This window comes from Streptomyces sp. JH002, from assembly GCF_050916115.1.
Classification (GTDB): domain Bacteria; phylum Actinomycetota; class Actinomycetes; order Streptomycetales; family Streptomycetaceae; genus Streptomyces; species Streptomyces xiamenensis.
On sequence record NZ_CP087989.1, the window covers coordinates 271255 to 293458 of the forward strand.

General features: G+C 72.7%; 5 protein-coding genes. All 5 read left to right on the forward strand.

Annotation, left to right across the window (positions count from 1 at the left end; translation table 11 throughout):
- Positions 1 to 309 precede the first annotated feature (309 nt).
- Genes H7827_RS01205 through argH form a run of 5 tightly spaced genes read left to right on the forward strand, consistent with a single transcriptional unit; the run spans position 310 to position 22172 of the window.
- Complete coding sequence (locus H7827_RS01205) at positions 310 to 5079, forward strand: amino acid adenylation domain-containing protein (RefSeq protein WP_432741893.1); 4770 nt, start codon at positions 310 to 312, stop codon at positions 5077 to 5079.
- Entirely contained in the window at positions 5076 to 11405 is a 6330-nt protein-coding gene (locus H7827_RS01210) for an amino acid adenylation domain-containing protein (protein ID WP_432741895.1), read from the forward strand. Before H7827_RS01205 ends, H7827_RS01210 begins: the two co-directional genes overlap by 4 nt.
- On the forward strand, positions 11402 to 18463 hold the full coding sequence (locus H7827_RS01215; protein ID WP_432741897.1) for an amino acid adenylation domain-containing protein: 7062 nt from the start codon (positions 11402 to 11404) through the stop codon (positions 18461 to 18463). The genes H7827_RS01210 and H7827_RS01215 overlap by 4 nt, the downstream gene beginning before the upstream one ends.
- On the forward strand, positions 18460 to 19506 hold the full coding sequence (locus H7827_RS01220) for a pyridoxal-phosphate dependent enzyme (RefSeq protein WP_432741899.1): 1047 nt from the start codon (positions 18460 to 18462) through the stop codon (positions 19504 to 19506). Before H7827_RS01215 ends, H7827_RS01220 begins: the two co-directional genes overlap by 4 nt.
- Positions 19503 to 22172 carry an argininosuccinate lyase gene (argH, locus tag H7827_RS01225; protein ID WP_432741901.1) on the forward strand — a complete coding sequence of 890 codons (2670 nt, stop codon included), beginning with the start codon at positions 19503 to 19505 and terminating at the stop codon, positions 22170 to 22172. Before H7827_RS01220 ends, argH begins: the two co-directional genes overlap by 4 nt.
- The last annotated feature ends 32 nt before the right edge of the window (positions 22173 to 22204 follow it).

A 22204-nucleotide genomic window follows, 5' to 3' on the forward strand; every position in this document is an offset into this window, starting at 1 on the left:
GGGCTGCTACCTTCACCCTTGATCTCAGCCAGGGCGACTCCGGCAGTCGTGGCAGATCGCAGGACAGTTAACGGGATGCCGGGGATCCATTCAGAGAACTTCGTGTCCTCTGGCGCGCAGGGGCGTGGCAGCGCCCCGAAACCTCCAGGGAACGGGGCTCCTCAGGCCTTCTCGCCCCACGCCCGGGTCAGATGACACATCCGGCTCGCGCCGGGGCGGTGACATGCCTTCCGGCTGCCCTTTCACCAGGGGGCACATGCCAGGCCACCTTTGCATGAGCACACATTCACGGGGTAGGTAATCGCGATCATGGAATCGGTTGACCGGCGCACCAGCCACGACCAGGGCCACCCTCTGCGCGCCGCACAGGCCGGCATGTGGTTCGCGCAGCGCATCGCCCCACCTTCCCGGGTCTTCAACATCGCCCAGTACGCGGAGATCCGCGGCCCGCTCGACACACACCGGTTCCTGCACGCTCTGCGCCGGGCCATCGAGGAAGCCGAGACACTGCGCGTCCGCTTCCGTGAAACGCCGCAGGGGGTACGGCAGTACGTACCGGACACCCTCGACTGGAGCCCGTCGTTCGTCGATTTCTGCGACCGCCAGGACCCGGTGGCCGCCGCCCACCGGTGGATGAGCGAACTCGCGGCCCGACCGGTCGACCTCCTCGCCCCCCTCCTCCTGGACATAGCCCTCCTCAAGACCGGCCCGGACCACTACCTCTGGTACCAAGGGGCGCACCACAGCGTCGTCGACGGATTCGCCGGACCGCTCGTCGCCCACCGCGCCTGCCGCCTCTACAACGACGCGATCGCCGGGCAACCGAGTGCGCCGACACCGTTTCCCGGCATCGACGCACTCCACGCGGAGGAGGAGGCCTACCGCTCCTCCGGCCGCTTCGCCACCGACCGCGACTACTGGGTGGGGCAGTTGGCGGACCGGCCCGAACCCTTCAGCCTCTCCCACCAGCAGCTCCCGGTCCCCGACCGCGCCCTGCGCGACTCCGGCACCCTCCCGGAACCGGCCGGCGCCCTCCTGCGCTCCACGTCCCGCCGGCTGCGCACCACCTGGAGCGGGCTGGCCATCGCGGCCGCGGCCGCCTATCTGCACCGGATGTCGGGCGCGGACGACCTCGTCCTCGGACTGCCCGTCACCGCCCGCGCGGGCCGGATCCAGCGCAGCGCGGCGGCGATGCTGTCCAACATCGTCCCGCTGCGCCTGCGGCTGCGGAGGGACACCACCTTCCCCGACCTGCTCCAGGAGGTCACGGCCCGCACCCGGCAGGCCCTGGTCCACCAGCGCTACCGCTACGAGGATCTGCGCCGTGATCTCGGGATGCTCGAATCCGAGGAACGGCTCTTCAGCTCCGAGATCAACGTGATGGCCTTCGACGACGCCCTGGACATCACCGGCTGCACCGCGAGCTTCCACAACCTGACCAACCCCAACACCGAGGAACTGGCCTTCTCGCTGTACGGACGAGCCGACAGCGGCACGATCCGGGTGGACGCCGACGCCGACGCCCAGCGATTCGACGCGGACGACCTCGCCGGCCACCGCGCCCGCTTCGCACGGCTCCTCACCCGCCTGGCGGAGAACCCCGACCGCCAACTGCGGGCGCCCGACCTGATGGACGAGAAGGAAGGCCTGGTCATCCAGGGGTGGAACGCCACCGCGGCCGCCACACCCGAAGCCACCTTCCCCACGCTGTTCTCCCGCCAGGCCGGCATCACCCCGCACCGCACCGCGGTGGCCTGCGGCCGGCGCGAGTGGAGCTACGCCGAACTCAACGCCCGTGCCAACCGGCTCGCCCACCTCCTGGCGGCCCGCGGTGTGTCCCCGGGCAGCCACGTGGTGTCCGCCGTGCCGCGCTCGGCCGAGGCGGTCCTGACACTGCTGGCCGTGCTCAAGGCCCGCGCCGTGTACGTCCCGGTGGACCCCGCGCACCCCGCCGACCGCGTCGCCGGAGTGATCGGCACCGTCGGTCCCGAACTCGTCGTGGGACTCTCCCGGGACACCGCGCGGATGGCAGAGCACACCGGTTCCGTCCCGGGGGGCTGGCTCGCCCTCGACGACGACGCCGTCCGGCGGCGGCTGGAGCAGCAGCCCGACACCGACCCGGCGCCCGAGCGGGACCCGGCGGCGACCGCGCTGGGCCTGGCCTACGCCATCTTCACCTCCGGCTCCACCGGAAAGCCCAAGGGCGCGATGGTCCACCAGCGCGGCATGGTCAACCATCTGCTGGCCAAGGTCGAGGACCTGGAACTGACCGCCGGGTCCCGGGTCGCGCTCAACGCGCCCCTCACCTTCGACGTGTCGATCTGGCAGATGCTCGCCGCCCTGCTCACCGGCGGCACGACCCAGGTCATCGACGACGACGCCGGGCAGGACGCGCTGGCGCTCTTCGAAGGCGTCGCCAGGACCGGAGTCACCGTGCTGGAGGTGGTGCCCTCCCAGGTCCGCGCCGCCCTCGACGCGTGGGACGCCGGCGTACCGGCGGCGCCGCTGCCCCGGCTGCGGCGCTTCATCGTCAACGGTGAGGTGTTGCCGCCCGCCCTGTGCCGGCGCTGGTACGCCCGCTATCCGGACGCGGCCATCATCAACGCCTACGGCCTCACCGAATGCTCGGACGACAACGCGCACGCCTTCATCACGGCCGGTGACGTGCGCGCCGACACCCGGCTCCCGGTCGGACGCCCGCTGCGCAACAACCAGTTCCACATCCTCGACCGGGACCTGCGCCCGGTTCCGGTCGGCGTGCCGGGCGACCTGTTCATCGCCGGTACCGGTGTGGGACGCGGCTACCTCGCTGATCCCCGCCGGACCGCAGAACGCTATGTGCCCGACCCGTTCTCCGCCGCTCCCGGCGCCCGCATGTACCGCACCGGCGACCGGGCCCGCTGGCGGCCCGACGGGCAGCTCGATTTCCTGGGCCGCAACGACCACCAGGTGAAGATCCGTGGCAACCGGATCGAACTGGGCGAGGTCGAGGCCGCCCTGCGCACGGTGGACGGCGTGCTCGACGCCGTGGCGGCCGTCCACCGCGCCGGGAACGTGCAGCGGCTGATTGGCTACGTGATCGGCGACATCGCACCGGAGAAGGTACGCGAGGCCGTCGCCGACGCCGTACCCGACTACATGGTGCCGGCCGCTCTCGTCCGGCTGGAGGCGTTCCCCCTCAACACCAACGGCAAGGTCGACCGCAAGGCCCTGCCCGCCCCCGACTTCGCGACGTCCACCACCGGCACCCAGCCGCGTACCGCCACGGAACGGGCGCTGTGCGAGGCCTTCGCCGAGGTCCTGGGGCTCCCCGACGTCGGCATCGACGACAGTTTCTTCGACCTGGGCGGCGACAGCATCGTCTCCATCCAGCTCATCAGCCGCGCCCACCGCGTGGGGCTCCGCCTCACCGCCCGCGACATCTTCCAGCACCGCACCGTACGCGCTCTGGCGTCGGTCGCCACGGCGGCCGGCCCCGAGTCGGCCGGAGCGGCCGAACCGGAAGGGACGGAGCAGGGCGACATCCCCCTCACCCCCGTCGCCGCCTGGCTGGCCGGTCTCGAAGGACCGAAGGACCGCTACCACCAGTCGGTGCTGCTCCGGGTTCCCGGCGGCCTCGACCCGGCCGCCCTGAGGACGGCGCTGGACGCTCTGCTCGCCCACCACCCCCTGCTGCGCGCCCACGCGCGGCCGGACGGCACTCTCACCGTCCCCCCGGCCGGGGAACGGCCCGAGCCCGGCCTGCTGCTGCACCACCGGGACGTGAGCGGGGAACCGGAAGGCGGCCTGGAGCGGGCGACCGGACAGGAGCGTGCCGCGGCCGCGGGCCGGCTGTCCCCGGGTAACGGGCTCATGCTCCAGGCGGTGTGGCTCGACGCGGGGCCGCAGCTGCCCGGACGGCTCCTGCTCGTCGTCCACCACCTGGTGGTGGACGGCGTCTCCTGGCGTGTCCTGCTGCCCGACCTCGCCGCCTGTTACGCCACCGCCCGCACCGGTGGCGTGCCGGAACTGCCCGCCACCGGCACGTCCTTCCGGCACTGGGCCCGGCAACTGGCCCGCGCAGCCGTCGACCCCGACCGTGCCACCGCCGAACTCCCCCTGTGGCAGCGCATCGGCGGGCACACCGAACCCCCGCTGGGCAGCCGCGCCCTCGACCCGGCCGTCGACACCCGCGCCACCGCCAGGGACATCACCGTGGTGCTGCCCGCGGACGTCAGCGCCGCCGTACTCACCCGGGTACCCGCCGTCTTCCACACCGGAGTCGACGAGGTACTGCTGACGGCGCTGGCCCTCGCCGTCGAGCAGCACCGCACCCGCAGCGGGGCCGGGGCGGCCGGCCCGGTCCTCATCGACCTGGAGGGCCACGGCCGGGCGGACATCGTGCCCGGCGCGGACCTGACCCGGACCGTCGGCTGGTTCACCAGCATCCACCCGGTGGCCCTGCCGGGCACGGACCCGGACACGGGCCGCCCCGCACGCGAGGGCACCGCGCTCGGCGCGGCCCTCAAACGCGTCAAGGAGGAACTGGCGGCCATCCCCGATCAAGGCATCGGCTACGGCCTGCTGCGCCACCTCAACCCCACGACGCGCGCCGCACTGGCGGAGGGCGCCGTCCCGCAGATCGGCTTCAACTACCTGGGCCGGACCAACCGACCGGGGAACCTGGGCGACTGGTCGCTGGACACCTCCGACGGGGCGCTGAGCGGCGGGGCGGACGACGCCATGCAGCTGGCGCACGCCCTGGAGATCGATGTCCACCTCGGCGAGGAACGCGAAGGCCCCGGCAGCGGCCGGCTGTTCGCCCGCTGGCAGTGGGCCGGCGGCCTGCTGACCACCGACGAGGTACGGCTGCTGGCCCAGGACTGGCAGCGCCTTCTGTCGGCACTCGCCGCACACGCCGAGGAGGACGGGGCGGGCGGGCACACGCCCTCGGACATGGCGCTCGTCGAACTCAGCCAGGAGGAGATCGACGAGATCGAGGCCGGTACCGCGCACCCCCCGGGCGGCGAACGGGACAGCTTCGACGACGACTTCGACGACTTCGACAGCTTCAACGGGATCGAGGAGTGGCGGGCATGAGCGCGAGCAGCAACGTCGAGGAGATCCTGCCGCTGTCGCCCTTCCAGCAAGGGCTGTACTTCCACGCCGGTTTCGACCGCGGGGCGCCGGACGCCTACGGCGTGCAGTACGTCCTGGATCTGGAAGGCCCGCTGAACGTCCGGGCCCTCGGTGAGGCGGCCCGCGCCGTACTGAACCGGCACAGCGCCCTGCGCGCCGTCTTCCGGCAGCGGGCCAGCGGTGAGCCGGTGCAGGTCGTGCAACGGGAGATACCCCTGCGGTTCACCCGGCTCGACCTGCTGCCGCTCGCCGAGGAGGAACGGCACGCGGCACTGGAGGAGTTCCTCGCGAAGGAACGCGCCGTCGGCTACGACCTCGGCCGCGCCCCCCTGATCCGTTTCGCCCTGGTCCGTGTCGCTCCCCGGCGCTACCGGTTCGCCCTGATGAACCATCACATCCTGCTCGACGGCTGGTCCATGCCGGTGCTGCTGGGCGAGTTGTTCCGGGAGTACGCGGACCGGAACGCGGGCGGATCCGGGGATGTCCTGCCACCGCCCGCCGGACAGTACCGGGACCATCTCGGATGGCTGAGCACCCGGGACAGCGCCGCCGCCGAGACCGCCTGGCGGGATGTCTTCGCCGGACTGGACGGACCCACCCTGCTGGCTCCACCCGAAGGGACCGGGACACCGGGCACGCCCCAGCGGCTCACCGTCTCGCTGGACACGGAACGGCTGAACCGGCTCACCGGCTGGGCCCGGGGTGCCGGGGTGACCGTCAGCACCGTGGTGCGGGCCGCCTGGGGGATGGCTCTCGCGCGGCTGACCGGCCGCACCGATGTCGTCCTCGGCGCCACCGTCTCCGGCAGGCCACCGGAACTGCCCGGTGTCGAGAGCATCGTCGGGCTGTTCATCAACACCGTGCCGGTGCGGATCACCCTCGATCCGGCCGAGCCGGTGCGAGAGTTGCTGCGCCGCACGCAGGCCGAACAGACCGCTCTGCTGGCCCACGACCACCTGGGGCTGGTCGACATCCACCGGGCGACCGGCCATGCCGCCCTGTTCGACACCGTCGTGCTGATGCAGAACTACCCCTTCGACCGGGCGGAGTTCGACAAGCTGGCGACGGGCCTGACGCTGCGGGACGTCCGGGCGCACGACGGCGCGCACTACCCGCTGCGGCTGGTGGCGTTGCCCACCGGCGACGGACTCGACCTGCACCTGGACCACCGCCCGGAGGTGGTACCGGCCGTCACCGCGCGCGCGGTGGCCGACGCGCTGATGCGGATGCTGGACCGCCTCACCGGCCGGGCCGGGGAGGTACTGGTCCGGGACTGGGACGCGGGCACGTTCACGGGCGACTCGACCGGCCCCGTTCACGGGGAACGGCGGGAACCGCCGGCGGTGACGTTGCCGGAGTTGTTCGCGGAGCAGGTGGCGCGGACGCCGGAGGCGATCGCGGTGGTGGACGACGGCGACGGATCGTCGCTGACCTACGCCGAACTCGACACGCGGGCCGCCTCGCTGGCCCGGGTCCTGGTGGACGCTGGCGTCGGACCGGAATCGTTCGTCGCGGTGCTCCTGCCCCGCTCCAGCAACCTGGTGACCGCGTTGCTCGCCGTGCACAAGGCCGGCGGCGCGTATCTTCCGATCGACCCGGACTACCCGGCCGACCGCATCCGGTACATGCTCGACGACGCCCGCCCCACCGCCCTCGTGACGGCATCCTCCGTGGCCGTGCCCGAGGGGCCGGTGCACACGGTGCTCATCGACGCGCCGAGGCCCGCGCCGGGGCCGGCATCACCGGTGACGGTACGTCCGGAGCATCCGGCGTATGTCATCTACACCTCGGGTTCCACCGGCCGTCCCAAGGGGGTGGTGGTCCCGCACGCGGGGATCGTCAACCGGCTGCTGTGGATGCAGGACCACTACGGCCTGACGGTGGGCGAGGGCGTGCTCCAGAAAACCTCGGCCAGTTTCGACGTGTCGGTGTGGGAGTTCTTCTGGCCACTGATCACCGGCGCCCGACTGGTCCTCGCCCGCCCCGGCGGCCAGCGGGAACCGGGATATGTCGCTGATGTCATCGGCCGTGCGGGTGTCACGACGGTGCATTTCGTGCCGTCCATGCTCCAGGCGTTCCTCGCCGACCCGGCCGCCGCGGACTGCACCGGCCTGCGACGCGTGCTGTGCAGCGGCGAAGCCCTTTCCGGCGACGCCCGCGACCGGTTCTTCCGCACCCTCCCGGACACCGAACTCCACAACCTCTACGGACCCACCGAGGCATCCGTCGACGTCACCGCCCACACCTGCGACCCCAAAGAGACCGGCCCCGCCGTCCCCATCGGCGAACCCGTCCGCAACACCGGCCTGCACATCCTCGACACCTGGCTCCGGCCGGTCGCGCCCGGGGTACCGGGGGAGTTGTATCTCTCGGGGATCCAGTTGGCCAGGGGGTACTGGGACCGCCCGGCGCTGACCGCCGAACGGTTCGTCGCCGACCCCTTCGACACCACCGGCAGCGGCGCCCGCATGTACCGCACCGGCGACATCGTCCGCCGCACCACCGACGGCCACCTCGAATACCTCGGCCGCACCGACGACCAAGTCAAAATCCGCGGCTTCCGCATCGAACCCGGCGAAATCGAAACCGCCCTCGCCCGGACCGACGGCATCGCCCACGCCGCCGTCATCGTGCGGGAAGACCGGCCGGGCGACCCCCGCATCACCGCCTACCTGATACCGAAGAACAACGCTGTCCTGGAAACGGCGCGGGTCCGCGCGGCTGTGTCCACCCTGCTGCCGGACCACATGGTGCCCGCCGCCTTCGTCACCCTCGACGCACTGCCTCTCACCCCCAACGGCAAACTGGACCGCAAGGCACTCCCCGCCCCCGGTCTCGATCAGGCACGTTCGCCCGCCAGGGCGCCGCGCAGCCCGCGCGAGGAGACCCTGTGCCGGCTGTTCGCCGACATCCTGGGCATCGAAGAAGTCGGCATCGACGACAACTTCTTCGACCTCGGCGGCCATTCCCTCCTCGCCACCCGCCTGACCAGCCGCATCCGCACCGAACTGGACGTGGATCTCGACATCCGGACCGTCTTCGAGGCGCCCACCCCCGCGCTGCTGGCCGCGCGCTGCGGCGCCGACGACCGACACCGGCCGGTGCTGACGCGTGCGCCGCGCACCGGTGATGTCCCGCTGGCGTTCGGCCAGACGCGACTGTGGTTCCTGGACCAGTTGGAAGGGCCGAGCGCGACCTACAACCTCTCCTTCGCACTGCGTCTCTCCGGACCACTGGACATGACGGCGATTCAGCGAGCCGCCATGGACGTGCTGGCCAGGCACGAGAGCCTGCGGACGGTGTTCCGGGTGAGCGACGGCGGGCCGGTGCAACACGTGCTGGGAGTGGATGAACTCCCCGTGCCGCTGCGGACGGTGGTCACCTCACCGGACGGACTGGAGCGGGAGATGGCGACGGAGACCGCCAAGGGCTTCCGCATCGCCACCGAACTGCCGCTGCGCATCACGCTGTTCGAGGAGTCGGAGCAGGAGCATGTGCTGCTTGTCGTCGTCCATCATCTGGTGAGTGATGGGTGGTCGTTGGCGCCGTTGGCGCGGGATCTGGCCACCGCCTACACCGCCCGCACCCAGCACACGGAACCCGACTGGGAACCCCTCCCCGTCCAGTACGCCGACTACACCCTGTGGCAACGCGAACTCCTCGGCGACACCAACGACCCCACCAGCCTCGCCGCCGAACAACTCACCTACTGGGAGAAAACCCTCACCGGCCTCCCCGAACACACCCCACTCCCCCACGACCACCCCCGCCCCACCCAAGCCACCTACCGAGGCGCCACCACCCCCATCACCCTCACCCCCCAACTCCACACCCAACTCAACCAACTCGCCCGCGACAACGGCGCCACCCTCTACATGGTCCTCCAAGCAGGACTCGCCACCCTCCTCACCCGACTCGGCGCCGGCACCGACATCCCCATCGGCTCCCCCATCGCCGGACGCACCGACGAAGGACTCGACAACCTCATCGGCTTCTTCGTCAACACCCTCGTCCTACGCACCGACACCTCCAACGACCCCACCTTCACCACCCTCCTCCACCGCGTCCGCGACACCGACCTCGCCGCCTACGCCCACCAAGACCTCCCCTTCGAAAAACTCGTCGAACACCTCAACCCCACCCGCACCCTCACCACCCACCCCCTCTTCCAGACCGCCCTCGTCCTCCAGAACAACACCCCACCCCAACTCCACCTCCCCCACCTCACCATCACCCCCACCCACCTCCCCACCACCACCGCCAAATTCGACCTCACCCTCGACCTCACCGAAACCCCCAACGGCATCCACGGCACCCTCGAATACGCCACCGACCTCTTCACCCCCACCACCGCCCACAACCTCACCCAATGGTTCACCCGGATCCTGGCCTCGGCGGCTGCGAATCCGGACGCGCGACTGCACACCCTGGACTTCCAGCAGGAGGGCGAGCAGTACACGGACGACCATCCACACCGGGTCCCGGCGGTGACGTTGCCGGAGTTGTTCGCGGAGCAGGTGGCGCGGACGCCGGAGGCGATCGCGGTGGTGGACGACGGCGACGGGTCGTCGCTGACCTACGCCGAACTCGAGACGCGGGCCGCCTCGCTGGCCCGGGTCCTGGTGGACACCGGCGTCGGACCGGAATCGTTCGTCGCGGTGCTCCTGCCCCGCTCCAGCAACCTGGTGATCGCACTGCTCGCCGTGCACAAAGCAGGCGGCGCCTATCTTCCGATCGACCCGGACTACCCGGCCGACCGCATCCGGTACATGCTCGACGACGCCCGCCCCACCGCCATCGTGACGGCGTCGTCGACGATGGTCCCGGAGTGCTCCGCTCCGATCATCACGCTCGACACCGTGGAGGCGGCTCCGGGCCCGTTGGCCGCTGTCGCGGTGCGTCCGGAGCATCCGGCATATGTCATTTACACCTCGGGCTCGACGGGCCGTCCCAAGGGGGTGGTGGCCCCGCACGCGGGGATCGTCAACCGGCTGCTGTGGATGCAGGACCACTACCGCCTCACCCCCGGCGAAGGGGTGCTCCAGAAAACCTCGGCCAGTTTCGACGTGTCGGTGTGGGAGTTCTTCTGGCCGCTGATCACCGGCGCCCGGCTGGTCCTCGCCCGCCCCGGCGGCCAGGGCGACCCCCAGCACATCGCCGAACTCGTGCGCCGTGCGGGTGTCACGACGGTGCATTTCGTGCCGTCCATGCTCCAGGCCTTCCTCGCCGACCCGGCCGCCGCGGACTGCACCGGCCTGCGACGCGTGCTGTGCAGCGGCGAAGCCCTCTCCGGCGACGCCCGCGACCGGTTCTTCCGCACCCTCCCGGACACCGAACTCCACAACCTCTACGGACCCACCGAGGCATCCGTCGACGTCACCGCCCACACCTGCGACCCCAAAGAGACCGGCCCCGCCGTCCCCATCGGCGGCCCTGTCTGGAACACCGGCCTGCGTGTCCTGGACGCCTGGCTGCAACCGGTGCCACCGGGTGTCCCCGGCGAGCTGTACCTGACCGGCGCGCAACTCGCGCGCGGCTACTGGGACCGCCCGGCGCTGACCGCCGAACGGTTCGTCGCCGACCCCTTCGACACCACCGGCAGCGGCGCCCGCATGTACCGCACCGGCGACATCGTCCGCCGCACCACCGACGGCCACCTCGAATACCTCGGCCGCACCGACGACCAAGTCAAAATCCGCGGCTTCCGCATCGAACCCGGCGAAATCGAAACCGCCCTCGCCCGGACCGACGGCATCGCCCACGCCGCCGTCATCGTGCGGGAAGACCGGCCGGGCGACCCCCGCATCACCGCCTACCTGGTTCCCTCGGCCGGGAGCGCTCCGCAGCCGCACCGGCTGAAGGCGTCGCTGGCCGCCGTACTGCCGGACCACATGATGCCCGCCGCCTTCGTCACCCTCGACGCACTGCCCCTCACCCCCAACGGCAAACTCGACCGCAAGGCACTCCCCGCCCCCGGCACCGACCGGACCCCCCGGGTCATCCGGGCGCCGCGCACCCCGCGCGAGGAGACCCTGTGCCGGCTGTTCGCCGACATCCTGGGCACCGAAGAAGTCGGCATCGACGACAACTTCTTCGACCTCGGCGGCCACTCCCTCCTCGCCACCCGCCTCATCAGCCGCATCCGCACCGAACTCCAGGTGGAGGCCGATCTGCGGGCGTTCTTCCAGCAACCCACGATTGCCGCCGCCGACCTCTGGGCCCGCAGCACCACGCGGGTCCGTCCCGCACTGCGGCCCATGCGCCGCCCGGAGATGGACGAATCATGATCCCCCTGTCCCACGCCCAGCACCGGCTCTGGCTGATCGACCAGGTTGAGGGGCCGACCGCCACCTACAACGTGCCGCTGGTCCTGCGGCTGCGCGGCGACCTGGACACCGCCGCGCTGCGCACCGCGCTGCACGACGTGGTGGGCCGGCACGAGAGTCTGCGCACCCTCTTCCCGACCAAGGACGACATCCCCCACCAGCGCATCGTTCCGGCCGACCGGGTCGACATCGCACTGGAGGTGACCGACGTCGCCGGCCGCCCGTACGACGAGCAGCTCGCGGCGGTGGACGAGCGGGCCCGTACCCCGTTCGCTCTCGCCTCCGAACTTCCCCTGCGGGCCCACCTCTTCCGTGGCGGCCCGGACGACCACACCCTGCTGGTGCTCATGCATCACATCGTCAGTGACGGGTGGTCGTTGGCGCCGTTGGCGCGGGATCTGGCCACCGCCTACACCGCCCGCACCCAGCACACGGAACCCGACTGGGAACCCCTCCCCGTCCAGTACGCCGACTACACCCTGTGGCAACGCGAACTCCTCGGTGACACCAACGACCCCACCAGCCTCGCCGCCGAACAACTCACCTACTGGGAGAAAACCCTCACCGGCCTCCCCGAACACACCCCACTCCCCCACGACCACCCCCGCCCCACCCAAGCCACCTACCGAGGCGCCACCACCCCCATCACCCTCACCCCCCAACTCCACACCCAACTCAACCAACTCGCCCGCGACAACGGCGCCACCCTCTACATGGTCCTCCAAGCAGGACTCGCCACCCTCCTCACCCGACTCGGCGCCGGCACCGACATCCCCATCGGCTCCCCCATCGCCGGACGCACCGACGAAGGACTCGACAACCTCATCGGCTTCTTCGTCAACACCCTCGTCCTACGCACCGACACCTCCAACGACCCCACCTTCACCACCCTCCTCCACCGCGTCCGCGACACCGACCTCGCCGCCTACGCCCACCAAGACCTCCCCTTCGAAAAACTCGTCGAACACCTCAACCCCACCCGCACCCTCACCACCCACCCCCTCTTCCAGACCGCCCTCGTCCTCCAGAACAACACCCCACCCCAACTCCACCTCCCCCACCTCACCATCACCCCCACCCACCTCCCCACCACCACCGCCAAATTCGACCTCACCCTCGACCTCACCGAAACCCCCAACGGCATCCACGGCACCCTCGAATACGCCACCGACCTCTTCACCCCCACCACCGCCCACAACCTCACCCAATGGTTCACCCGGCTGCTCACCGCCGCCGCACAGAGCCCCGGCACGCCGATCAGCGCGCTGCCCCTGCTCAGCCCCCGGGAGTACGAGGAGCTGACCACCAGCGGCCCGTACACCGCGCCCGCGCACTCCGTGCCGCACCACTTCCGCGAGCAGGTCCGCCGCTCCCCGGACGCCACCGCCGTAGTCGCCGGTGACCACCGGCTGAGCTACGCCGAACTCGACGCCCGCACCGACGCGCTGGCCGCCCGGCTGACCCGGCACGGCGTCACGGCCGAGACACCGGTCGCGGTCCTCATGGACCGCTCGGCCGAGCTGGTGGTGGCTCTGCTGGCGATCCTGAAGGCCGGTGGCTGCTACCTGCCGCTGCACCCGGCGCTCCCGCCGGAACAGCGGGCCCATCTCCTGGACGAGACCGGCTGCCGCCTGCTGCTGACCGACCCCGAGCGCGACGAGGAGCCGGACGGCGCCGCTGTCGTTCTCACCGTCACCCGGGACGAGGACCGGGCCCCCGGCACCGGTTCCCCCACCGGTGAGCTCATCCACCCCGACCAGCTCGCGTACCTCATGTACACCTCGGGCTCGACGGGCCGCCCCAAGGGGGTGGCCGTCCGGCACCGGGATGTCGTCGCGCTGGCCCACGACCACCGCTGGCAGAACTCCCACGAACGCGTCCTGCTGCACTCCCCGCACAGCTTCGACGCCTCGACCTACGAGCTGTGGGTTCCGCTCCTCAACGGCGGCCAGGTCGTCGTCGCCCCGGCCGGCCGGCTGGAGGCGGACAGTTTCGGCCGGCTGATCGAGCGGCACAAGGTCACCGGCATGTGGCTGACCGCCGGCCTGTTCCGGGCCCTGGCGGACGAGGCCCCGGAGTCGTTCCGGCTGCTGAGCGAGCTGTGGACGGGCGGCGACGCCGTCTCACCGGCCGCCGTGCACCGGGTGCACCGGGCCTGCCCCGACCTGCGGATCGTCAACGGCTACGGGCCGACCGAGACCACCACCTTCGCCGCCGCGCACCCCGTCGCCCGCGCCGCCGAGCCCGCCACGACCGTCCCCATCGGCCGGCCGCTGGACGGGATGGCCGCGTACGTTCTCGACGGCAGGCTGCAACCGGTGCCCCCGGGTGTCCCCGGCGAGCTGTACCTGGCCGGGGCAGGTCTGGCGCGCGGCTACTGGGACCGCCCGGCACTGACCGCCGAACGGTTCGTCGCCGACCCCTTCGACACCACCGGCAACGGCACCCGCATGTACCGCACCGGCGACATCGTCCGCCGCACCACCGACGGCCACCTCGAATACCTCGGCCGCACCGACGACCAAGTCAAAATCCGCGGCTTCCGCATCGAACCCGGCGAAATCGAAACCGCCCTCACCTCCCTGACGGGCGTCGCCCAGGCCACCGTGACCGTGCGCCACAGCGCGTCCGGCGCCAAACGGCTCATCGGCTATGTGGTCCCCGAGCGGGGCACCGAGCCCGACCTCGCGGCACTGCGCACCGCTCTGGCCGCCAAGCTCCCGGACTACATGGTGCCTGCCGCGCTGGTCCCGCTGGCGGCGCTCCCCCTCACCGCGCACGGCAAGGTGGACCGCCGCGCGCTCCCCGAGCCGCCGGCCGCGGGCCCGGCCGGGCCGTCCTCCGCCGTGCCCCGGTCGCCGGGTGAGGAGACTCTGTGCCGGATCGTCGCCGAGTTGCTGCGCCTGGACACGGTGGGCCCCGACGACAACTTCTTCGACCTCGGCGGGGACAGCATCCTCGCCATCCAGCTGGCCAGCCGCGCCCGCCGGGGCGGTCTGGTGCTCTCCGCCCGTGACGTGTTCCGGTACGGCACCGCCGCGGCGCTCGCCGCGGCAGCCGACACCGTCGAGGGGCCGGTGGCCGAGCCGCGCGAAGCGGCGTACGGCACGGTTCCCGCCACCCCCATCGTGGAGTGGCTGCGGGAAACCGGCGGACCGGTGGACGGCTTCCACCAGTCGCTGCTGCTGCGCACCCCGCCCGGCCTCGACCGGCCCACCGTGACGGCCGCTCTGCAAACCGTCCTGGACCGGCACGACATGCTCCGTGCCCGGCTGATACCCGGCTCGGCCTGGACGTTCGAGGTGCCGGAACCCGGTGCCGTACCGGCCGCCGGCTGCCTGGAACGGCTGGTCACGGACGGCGAACCCGGCCGGGCCGAGCTCGACCGGGCCGCCGTCGCCGCCCACGCGCGGCTGGCACCCGCCGAGGGCGCCATGCTGCGCGCCGTGTGGTGCGACGCCGGGCCCGCCGCCCCCGGCCGGCTGCTGCTCATCGCCCACCACCTGGTGGTGGACGGGGTGTCCTGGCGGATCATCGCCGAGGACCTGATCGCCGCGGCCGCCGCCCACCGCGCCGGCGGCGATCCCGTGCCGCCGCCCGCCACCACGTCGTTCCGCCAGTGGTCCCGGCGACTCGCCGAAGCCGCCGCGGAACCCGCGCGAGTGGCCGAGCTCCCGCACTGGCAGCGGGTGTTGAAGCAGCCTGACCCGCCGCTGGGCGCACGGCCCCTCGACCCGGCCACCGATGTGCTGGGCACCGCCCGCTCGCTCACCACCGAGGTCTCCGCCGGCATCGGCGGCGCGCTGCTCACCGAGGTCGCCGCCGCCTTCCACGCCGGCCCGGACGAGGTGCTGCTCACCGCGCTCGCCCTGGCCGCCGAGCGGTGGCGGCGGGAGCGGGGCACCGCGCGGGGCACCGGTCTGCTGCTCGACCTGGAGGGCCACGGCCGCCAGGACATCCTGGAGTCGGCCGATGTGTCGCGCACCGTCGGCTGGTTCACCAGCCTCCACCCCGCCCACCTGGAACCCGCACTGAGCGGGTGGGAACACCTGCCGGACGCCGACCCGGAGTTCGGCCGGGCCCTGAAACGGGTCAAGGAACAACTGCGCGCCGTACCGGACAAGGGCGTCGGGTACGGTCTGCTGCGCCACCTCAACCCGGCCACCGCCGCCGAGCTGGTGGACGGCGCGGTCCCTCAGCTGTGCTTCAACTACCTGGGCCGGGTCACCGGCGCCGGGGACGAGGAGTCGTCCGCAGGCTGGTCCGTGGACGCCGCCTTCCAGGTACCCGGCGGGGACGCGAACCGGGACGCCGCCCGCCCCCTGGGCCACGCGCTGACGGTGGACTGCCTCGTCCACGACGGCGAGGAGGGACAGCCCCGGCTGACGTCGGTGTGGACCTGGCCCGGCGCGTTGCTGACCGAGGCCGCCGTAGGCGAACTGGCCGGCTACTGGAACCAGGCCCTGGAGAAACTGGTGCGGCACACCCGCACCCCGGGCGCCGGCGGCCACTCTCCGTCCGACTTCCCCCTCGTGACCGTCACCGACCGGGACCTGGAGGACCTGGAGGACAGCCACCCGTCGCTCACCGACGTGGTGCCGCTCACCCCGCTCCAGGAAGGGATGCTCTTCCACGCCCAGTACGACGCACAGGGCCCGGACGTCTACACGGTGCAGATCGACCTGCCGCTGCGCGGGCCCCTGGACACCCTCGCCCTGCACGCCGCCGCCGGCGCGCTGCTGCGCCGGCACACCGCGCTGCGGGCGGCGTTCGCGGCGACCCGGGACGGCGATGCCGTGCAGGTCGTTCTGGCCGAGGACGCGGTCTCTCCCGCCTGGGCCGAGCACGACCTGTCCGGCCTGGACGGGGAGGAGCGGGACGCCGCGCTGCGGCGACTGCTCGACGAGGACCGGGCCCGGCGGTTCGACCCGGCCCGCCCGCCGCTGCTCCGGTTCACCCTGATCCGGCTGGCGGAGCGGGAGTGGCACCTGGTGCTGACCAACCACCACATGCTGCTGGACGGCTGGTCCACACCGCTGCTGCTCCAGGAACTGTTCACGCTGTACGCGGCGGGCGGGGACAGCGGTGCCCTGCCCCGGCCGCGCCCCTACCAGGACTATCTCGGCTGGCTGGCCGCCCAGGACCGGGCGGCGGCCGCGGAGGCCTGGTCACGGGCGCTGTCCGGCCTGGACGGGCCGACGCTGGTGGCGCCCGGCGCGGAGGGCGACGCGGTGCCCGCGGACAAGATCACCGCGGAACTGCCGGCCGATGTCACCGCGCGCCTGACGGCCCGCGCCCGCACGGCCGGGGTGACGGTCAACACGGTGGTACGCGCCGCCTGGGGCCTGCTGCTGGCCGGGCTCACCGGGCGTGAGGACGTCGTGTTCGGCGCGACGGTCTCGGGCCGTCCCCCGGAACTGCCCGGGGTGGAGAGCATCGTCGGGCTGTTCATCAACACCGTCCCGGTGCGCGTCACCCCGGACCCGGCCGAGCCGGTGTCCGCGTTCCTGGCCCGGCTCCAGGAGGAGCAGTCCGCACTGCTCCCGCACCACCACCTGGGACTGGTGGACATCCACCGCGCGGTGGACCGTCCCACGCTGTTCGACACCGTGCTGGCCTTCGAGAACTACCCGTTCGACGCGGACGCGCTCACCCGGCGGCACGGCGGGGTGTCCTTCGGCGAGATCGATGTCAGGGACGGCGCCCACTACCCCATCGCGCTGCTGGTCACCCCGGGCGAGCGGCTGCACGTGCGGGTGGACTACCGGCCGGGTCTGTTCACCGGCGAGTCGGTGACCGGGCTGCTCGCGGTGTTCCGGCGGCTGCTCGACGCGCTGGCCGATCCGGCGGACACCACCGTCGGCGACCTGCCCGTTCCGACCGCCGGGGAGCGCCGGGCGCTGCTTCCGGCGATCGGCCCCGGCACCGCGCCGTCCGGCACCGCCCGCGGCGACGATCCCGCCGAAGGACCGTCCGGCACCGGGCAGGGGCCCCGTACCCTCCGCGAACAGGCGCTGTGCGAGCTGTTCGCGGAACTGCTGGAGGTGCCCAGGGTCGGCATCCACGACAACTTCTTCGAACTCGGCGGCCAGTCCCTGCTGGTGGCCAAGCTCGTGCGTCGTATCCGGTCCTCCCTCGGCCTCGCCGTCGATCTGCGCACGCTCTACGAGACGGGCTCCGTGGCGTCCCTCAGTGAACGTCTGGACGCCGGCGGCACGGCGACCACCGATCTGGACGTGCTGCTGCCGCTGCGCGAGGGCGGCACGGCCGCACCGCTGTTCTGCATCCACCCCGGTATCGGCATCAGCTGGTCCTACATCGGGCTGACCCGGTACATCGACGCCGACCGCCCCCTGTACGCCCTCCAGTCGCGCGGCATCACCGAGCCGCACGCCCGGCCGGCCACGATGCGCGAAGCCGCCCGCGACTACGCCGAGCGCATCCGGTCCGTCCAGCCGCACGGCCCCTACCACCTGCTGGGGTGGTCCTTCGGCGGGGTCGCGGCGCACGCCGTGGCCGAGGAACTCCAGCGGCAGGGCGAACACGTCGCGCTGCTGGCCCTGCTGGACGCCTACCCGGCCGCCGCCCTGCCACCGACCACACCGGCCCGGGCCGAGGAGTCGGTGCTGACCGAACTCGCCGACCGGCTCGGTCTCGACCTGGCCGCCACCGGGCAACTCCCCCCTGACCGCGACACCGTGCTCGGCCTGCTCACCGCGCACGGCGCCTCCTGGGCCCCCGACCGCGACACCCTGGCGGCCGTGGTGGACACCGGTGTGGACAACACCCGTCTCATCACGGAGTTCACGCCCGGGGTGGTCGAGGGCGACGTGCTGTTCTTCACCGCCGCCCACGATCTGGACCAGGGGCGCTCCGCCACCGCCTCCTGGCAGCCGCACCTCACCGGGCGGCTGACCGAGCACCTCGTCGCCTGCGACCACCTGGGGATGACCTCACCCGCCGCCCTGGCCGTGGTGGGCGAACGCCTGAATGACCGACTGAGAGACGGAAGCGAATGACAGTCCACAGCACTCCCTTTCAGGAGATCACCGAGGCGACCCTGCTGCCGAGGATCGTCCGGCTCGGCAGCAACCTGTACGGCGCGGTGTTCACCCTGATGAAGCTGGTACCGGCCCGGTACATCCTGCGCCGCGCCCTGGAGCGGGGCGAACTGGAGCCGGGCACCGTCATCGTGGAGACGACGTCGGGCACCTTCGGGCTCGCCCTGGCCATGCAGGCCGCTCTGCTCCGCCGCGACCTGGTGCTGGTCAGCGACCCGGTCATCGACCGCAACCTGCACCGCAGGCTGGCCGACCTCGGCGCGACCGTGGACATCGTCGAACAGCCCGCCGAGATCGGCGGGTTCCAGGCGTCCCGGCTGGACCGGCTCGCCGAACTGCGATCCGACCTGCCGCAGAGCTTCTGCCCCGAGCAGTACACGAACCCCGACAACCCGGCCTCCTACTCCCTGGTGGCGGAGCGGCTGGCCGACGCGCTGGGCACCGTGGACTGCGTCATCGGCCCGGTGGGCTCCGGCGGTTCGCTGTGCGGCACGGTCCGGGCGCTGCGCGGCGCCACCCCCCACACCCGGGCGATCGGCGTGGACACCCACCACAGCCTGCTCTTCGGACAGGAGGACGGCCCCCGGCAGCTGCGCGGGCTGGGCAACAGCCTGATGCCGGGCAACCTGGACCACGGCATCCTGGACGAGGTGCACTGGGTGACCGCCGCCGAGGCGTACGCGACGACCCGGTGGGCGCACCGCAGGCACGCGCTGTTCCAGGGCCCGACCAGCGGGGCCGCGCTGCTGGCCGCGCGCTGGTGGGCGGAGCAGAACCCGGAGGCCACCTGCGTGGTGATGCTGCCGGACGAGGGCTACCGGTATCTGGAGACGGTCTACGACGACGCCTGGACGGCGGGGCAGGGGCTGGATCTGAGCCGCGTGCCGGACAAGCCCGTCGAGGTGACGCACCCCCGTGAGGCCGTACCCGACCAGTGGAGCTGGTATCCGTGGCGGCGGCAGGAACTCGCCGCCGTCGTGGCGGAAGGCGGGCGACGGTGAGCGGGAACGGAAGCGGACAGGAATCCACCGGCCGGCTGACCCGGACCGTCGGGGCGCGCACCCAGCGGCTGGTCTACGGCGAGCTGACCCCGGCCGCGCTGCGCGACGAAATGTCGCTGACGACGCGGATCGACCTGGCGCACGTGGTGATGCTGGTCGAGCAGGGGCTCCTGGGCCGGGCCGACGCCGCGAGGCTGCTGCGCACCGTTTCGGCGCTGCGCGCCCAGGACTACGCGCCGCTGCGCGAACGGCCCGCCCCGCGCGGCGTGTACCTGATGTACGAGGGCTGGCTGTCGGGCGTGCTCGGCGAGGAGATCGGCGGGCGGCTGCACACCGGCCGGTCGCGCAACGACCTCAAGGCGACCGCCACGGCCCTGAAGCTGCGGGGGTGGGCCGCCGAAGCGCTGTCCGACGCGGTGCGCCTGGAGGCGGTGCTGCTGTCGCGGGCCCGCGCGTACCGCGACGTGGTGATGCCGGTCTACACGCACTTCCAGGCGGCGATGCCGGTCACCTACGGCCACTACCTGACGGGGGTGGCGCTGGCCCTGGGGCGGGACATCACCGCCGCGCAGCAGGCCGCCGAGGGGTTGGACGTCTCACCGCTGGGGGCGGGCGCGGTGGCCGGCTCGGATCTGCCCATCGCTCCCGAGCGGGTGGCCGGGCTGCTGGGCTTCGACCGGGCGAACCCGCACGCGCTGGACGCGGTGGCCACCCGGGACGTACCGCTGCGGATGCTGGCGGCGTTCAGCGGCCTGGCGGTGACGCTGAGCCGGCTGGCGGCCGACCTCCAGCTGTGGAGCACCGCCGAGTTCGGCTTCCTGACCTTCCCGGACCGGCTGGTGGGCGGCAGTTCGGCGATGCCGCAGAAGCGCAACGCGTTCCTGCTGGAACATGTGAAGGCCAAGGCGGGTCTGGCCATCGGCGCGTGGACGGCGGCGGCCGGGGCGATGAAGTCGGCGCCGTTCACCAACACCATCGAGGTGGGCACCGAGGCGGTGGGCGCCATGTGGCCGGGGCTGCGGGCCGCCGCCGACGCGGTCCTGCTGTGCCAGTCGCTGGTCAGCGGTGCTCGGCCTGTCCCGGAGCGGATGGCGAACCGGGCCGCCGCGGGTTTCGTCACGGCGACGACGGTGGCCAACCGGCTGGTGGCGCACGGCGTGCCGTTCCGCTCCGCGCACCACCGGGTGGGCGACGCGGTCCGCAGGGCCGTGGAGCAGGGCTCCACCGGGCTGGGCGGTCTCGAACTGCCGCCCGGTGTCCCGCCGGAGGCCGGCGCGGATCTGCCACTGCCCCAGGCGGTCGCGGCGCTGCGGTACGGGGGTGGTCCCGGCGCGTTCGACGTCTCCTTCGACCGGGCACGGGCCGCGATGGAATCCCATGGCGCGTGGTGCGCCGCTCTGCGGCGGCGCGAACGTGCTGCGGACGCCGAGTTGGAGGCCGCCGTGGCGCGGCTGAGTACGGCGCGGACACCGTGGCTGGCACTGGTGGAGAGCAACACCACCGGCACCGGCCGGCGGTTCTGCGCCGCCGCCCGGGACCGGGGGATGCGACCGGTCGTCCTCACCCGTGATCCGGAGCGCTACCCGTACCTGGCCCAGGACGGTGTCGAGGTTCGGGTCCTGGACACCGGTGACGCGGCGGCCGTCCTCGCGGCCTGCGCGGAGCTCGCCGGCGACGCCGGTCTTGCGGGCGTCACCTCCAGCTCGGAGTACTTCATCGCCACCGCAGCCGCCACCGCCACCGCCCTGGGGCTGCCCGCCCCGGACGCGGCGGCGGTCGAGCGGTGCCGCGACAAGGCCCGCCAGCGGGAGCTGCTGGCGGCGGCCGGGGTGGGCGTGCCGCAGGCCCGGGAGGTCGGGGACGCCGCCGGGGCCGAGGCCGCCGCGCGGGAGATCGGCCTGCCGGTGGTGGTGAAGCCGGTGTCCGGCTCGGGCTCCATCGGGGTGCGGCTGTGCGCGGACGCGGCGGACGCCGGCCAGTGGGCGGCCGCTCTGCTGGCCGGGCCCGCGTCGGGCGCGGGCCGGGTGCTGGTCCAGGAGTACGTGACCGGCCCCGAGTTCTCCGTGGAGACCTTCGACGACACGGTGGTGACGGTGGTGGGCAAGCGGCTGGGCGACCTGCCGCACTTCGTGGAAATGGGCCACGATCTGCCCGCCCGCGCCCCGGACGCGGACCTGGCGGCGCTGGGCCGGGAGGCGGTGCGTGCCCTGACCGCCCTGGGGCTGGGCTGGGGCGCCGCCCACACCGAACTGCGGATGGCGGCCCGCGGCCCGGTGGTCATCGAGGTCAACCCCCGGCTGGGCGGCGGGATGATCCCGGTGGCCCTGCGGGACGCGACCGGCGTGGACCTGGTGGACGCCGCGATCGCCAGAGCGGGCGGCCAGCCGGTGCCGGACACCGCCGCGCGGCCTGGGCACGCGGCCATCCGCTTCCTGGCCGCGCCGCACGGCGGCACGGTGACCGCGCTCGCCGACCCCGGGCCGGCCCTCGCCGTACCGGGCGTCACCGGCGTCCAGTACACCGTGGCACCGGGCGATCTCGTGACGATCAGTCACTCCTTCAAGGACCGGCTCGGCTGTGTGATCGGAACCGGCTCGGACGCGGACGGCGCGGTGCGCGCCGCCGAACGGGCCGTGGCGCTGCTGGGCGCCGACCTCGCCGGCTGACCACCCCCGACCGACACCGAACAGTTCATCAA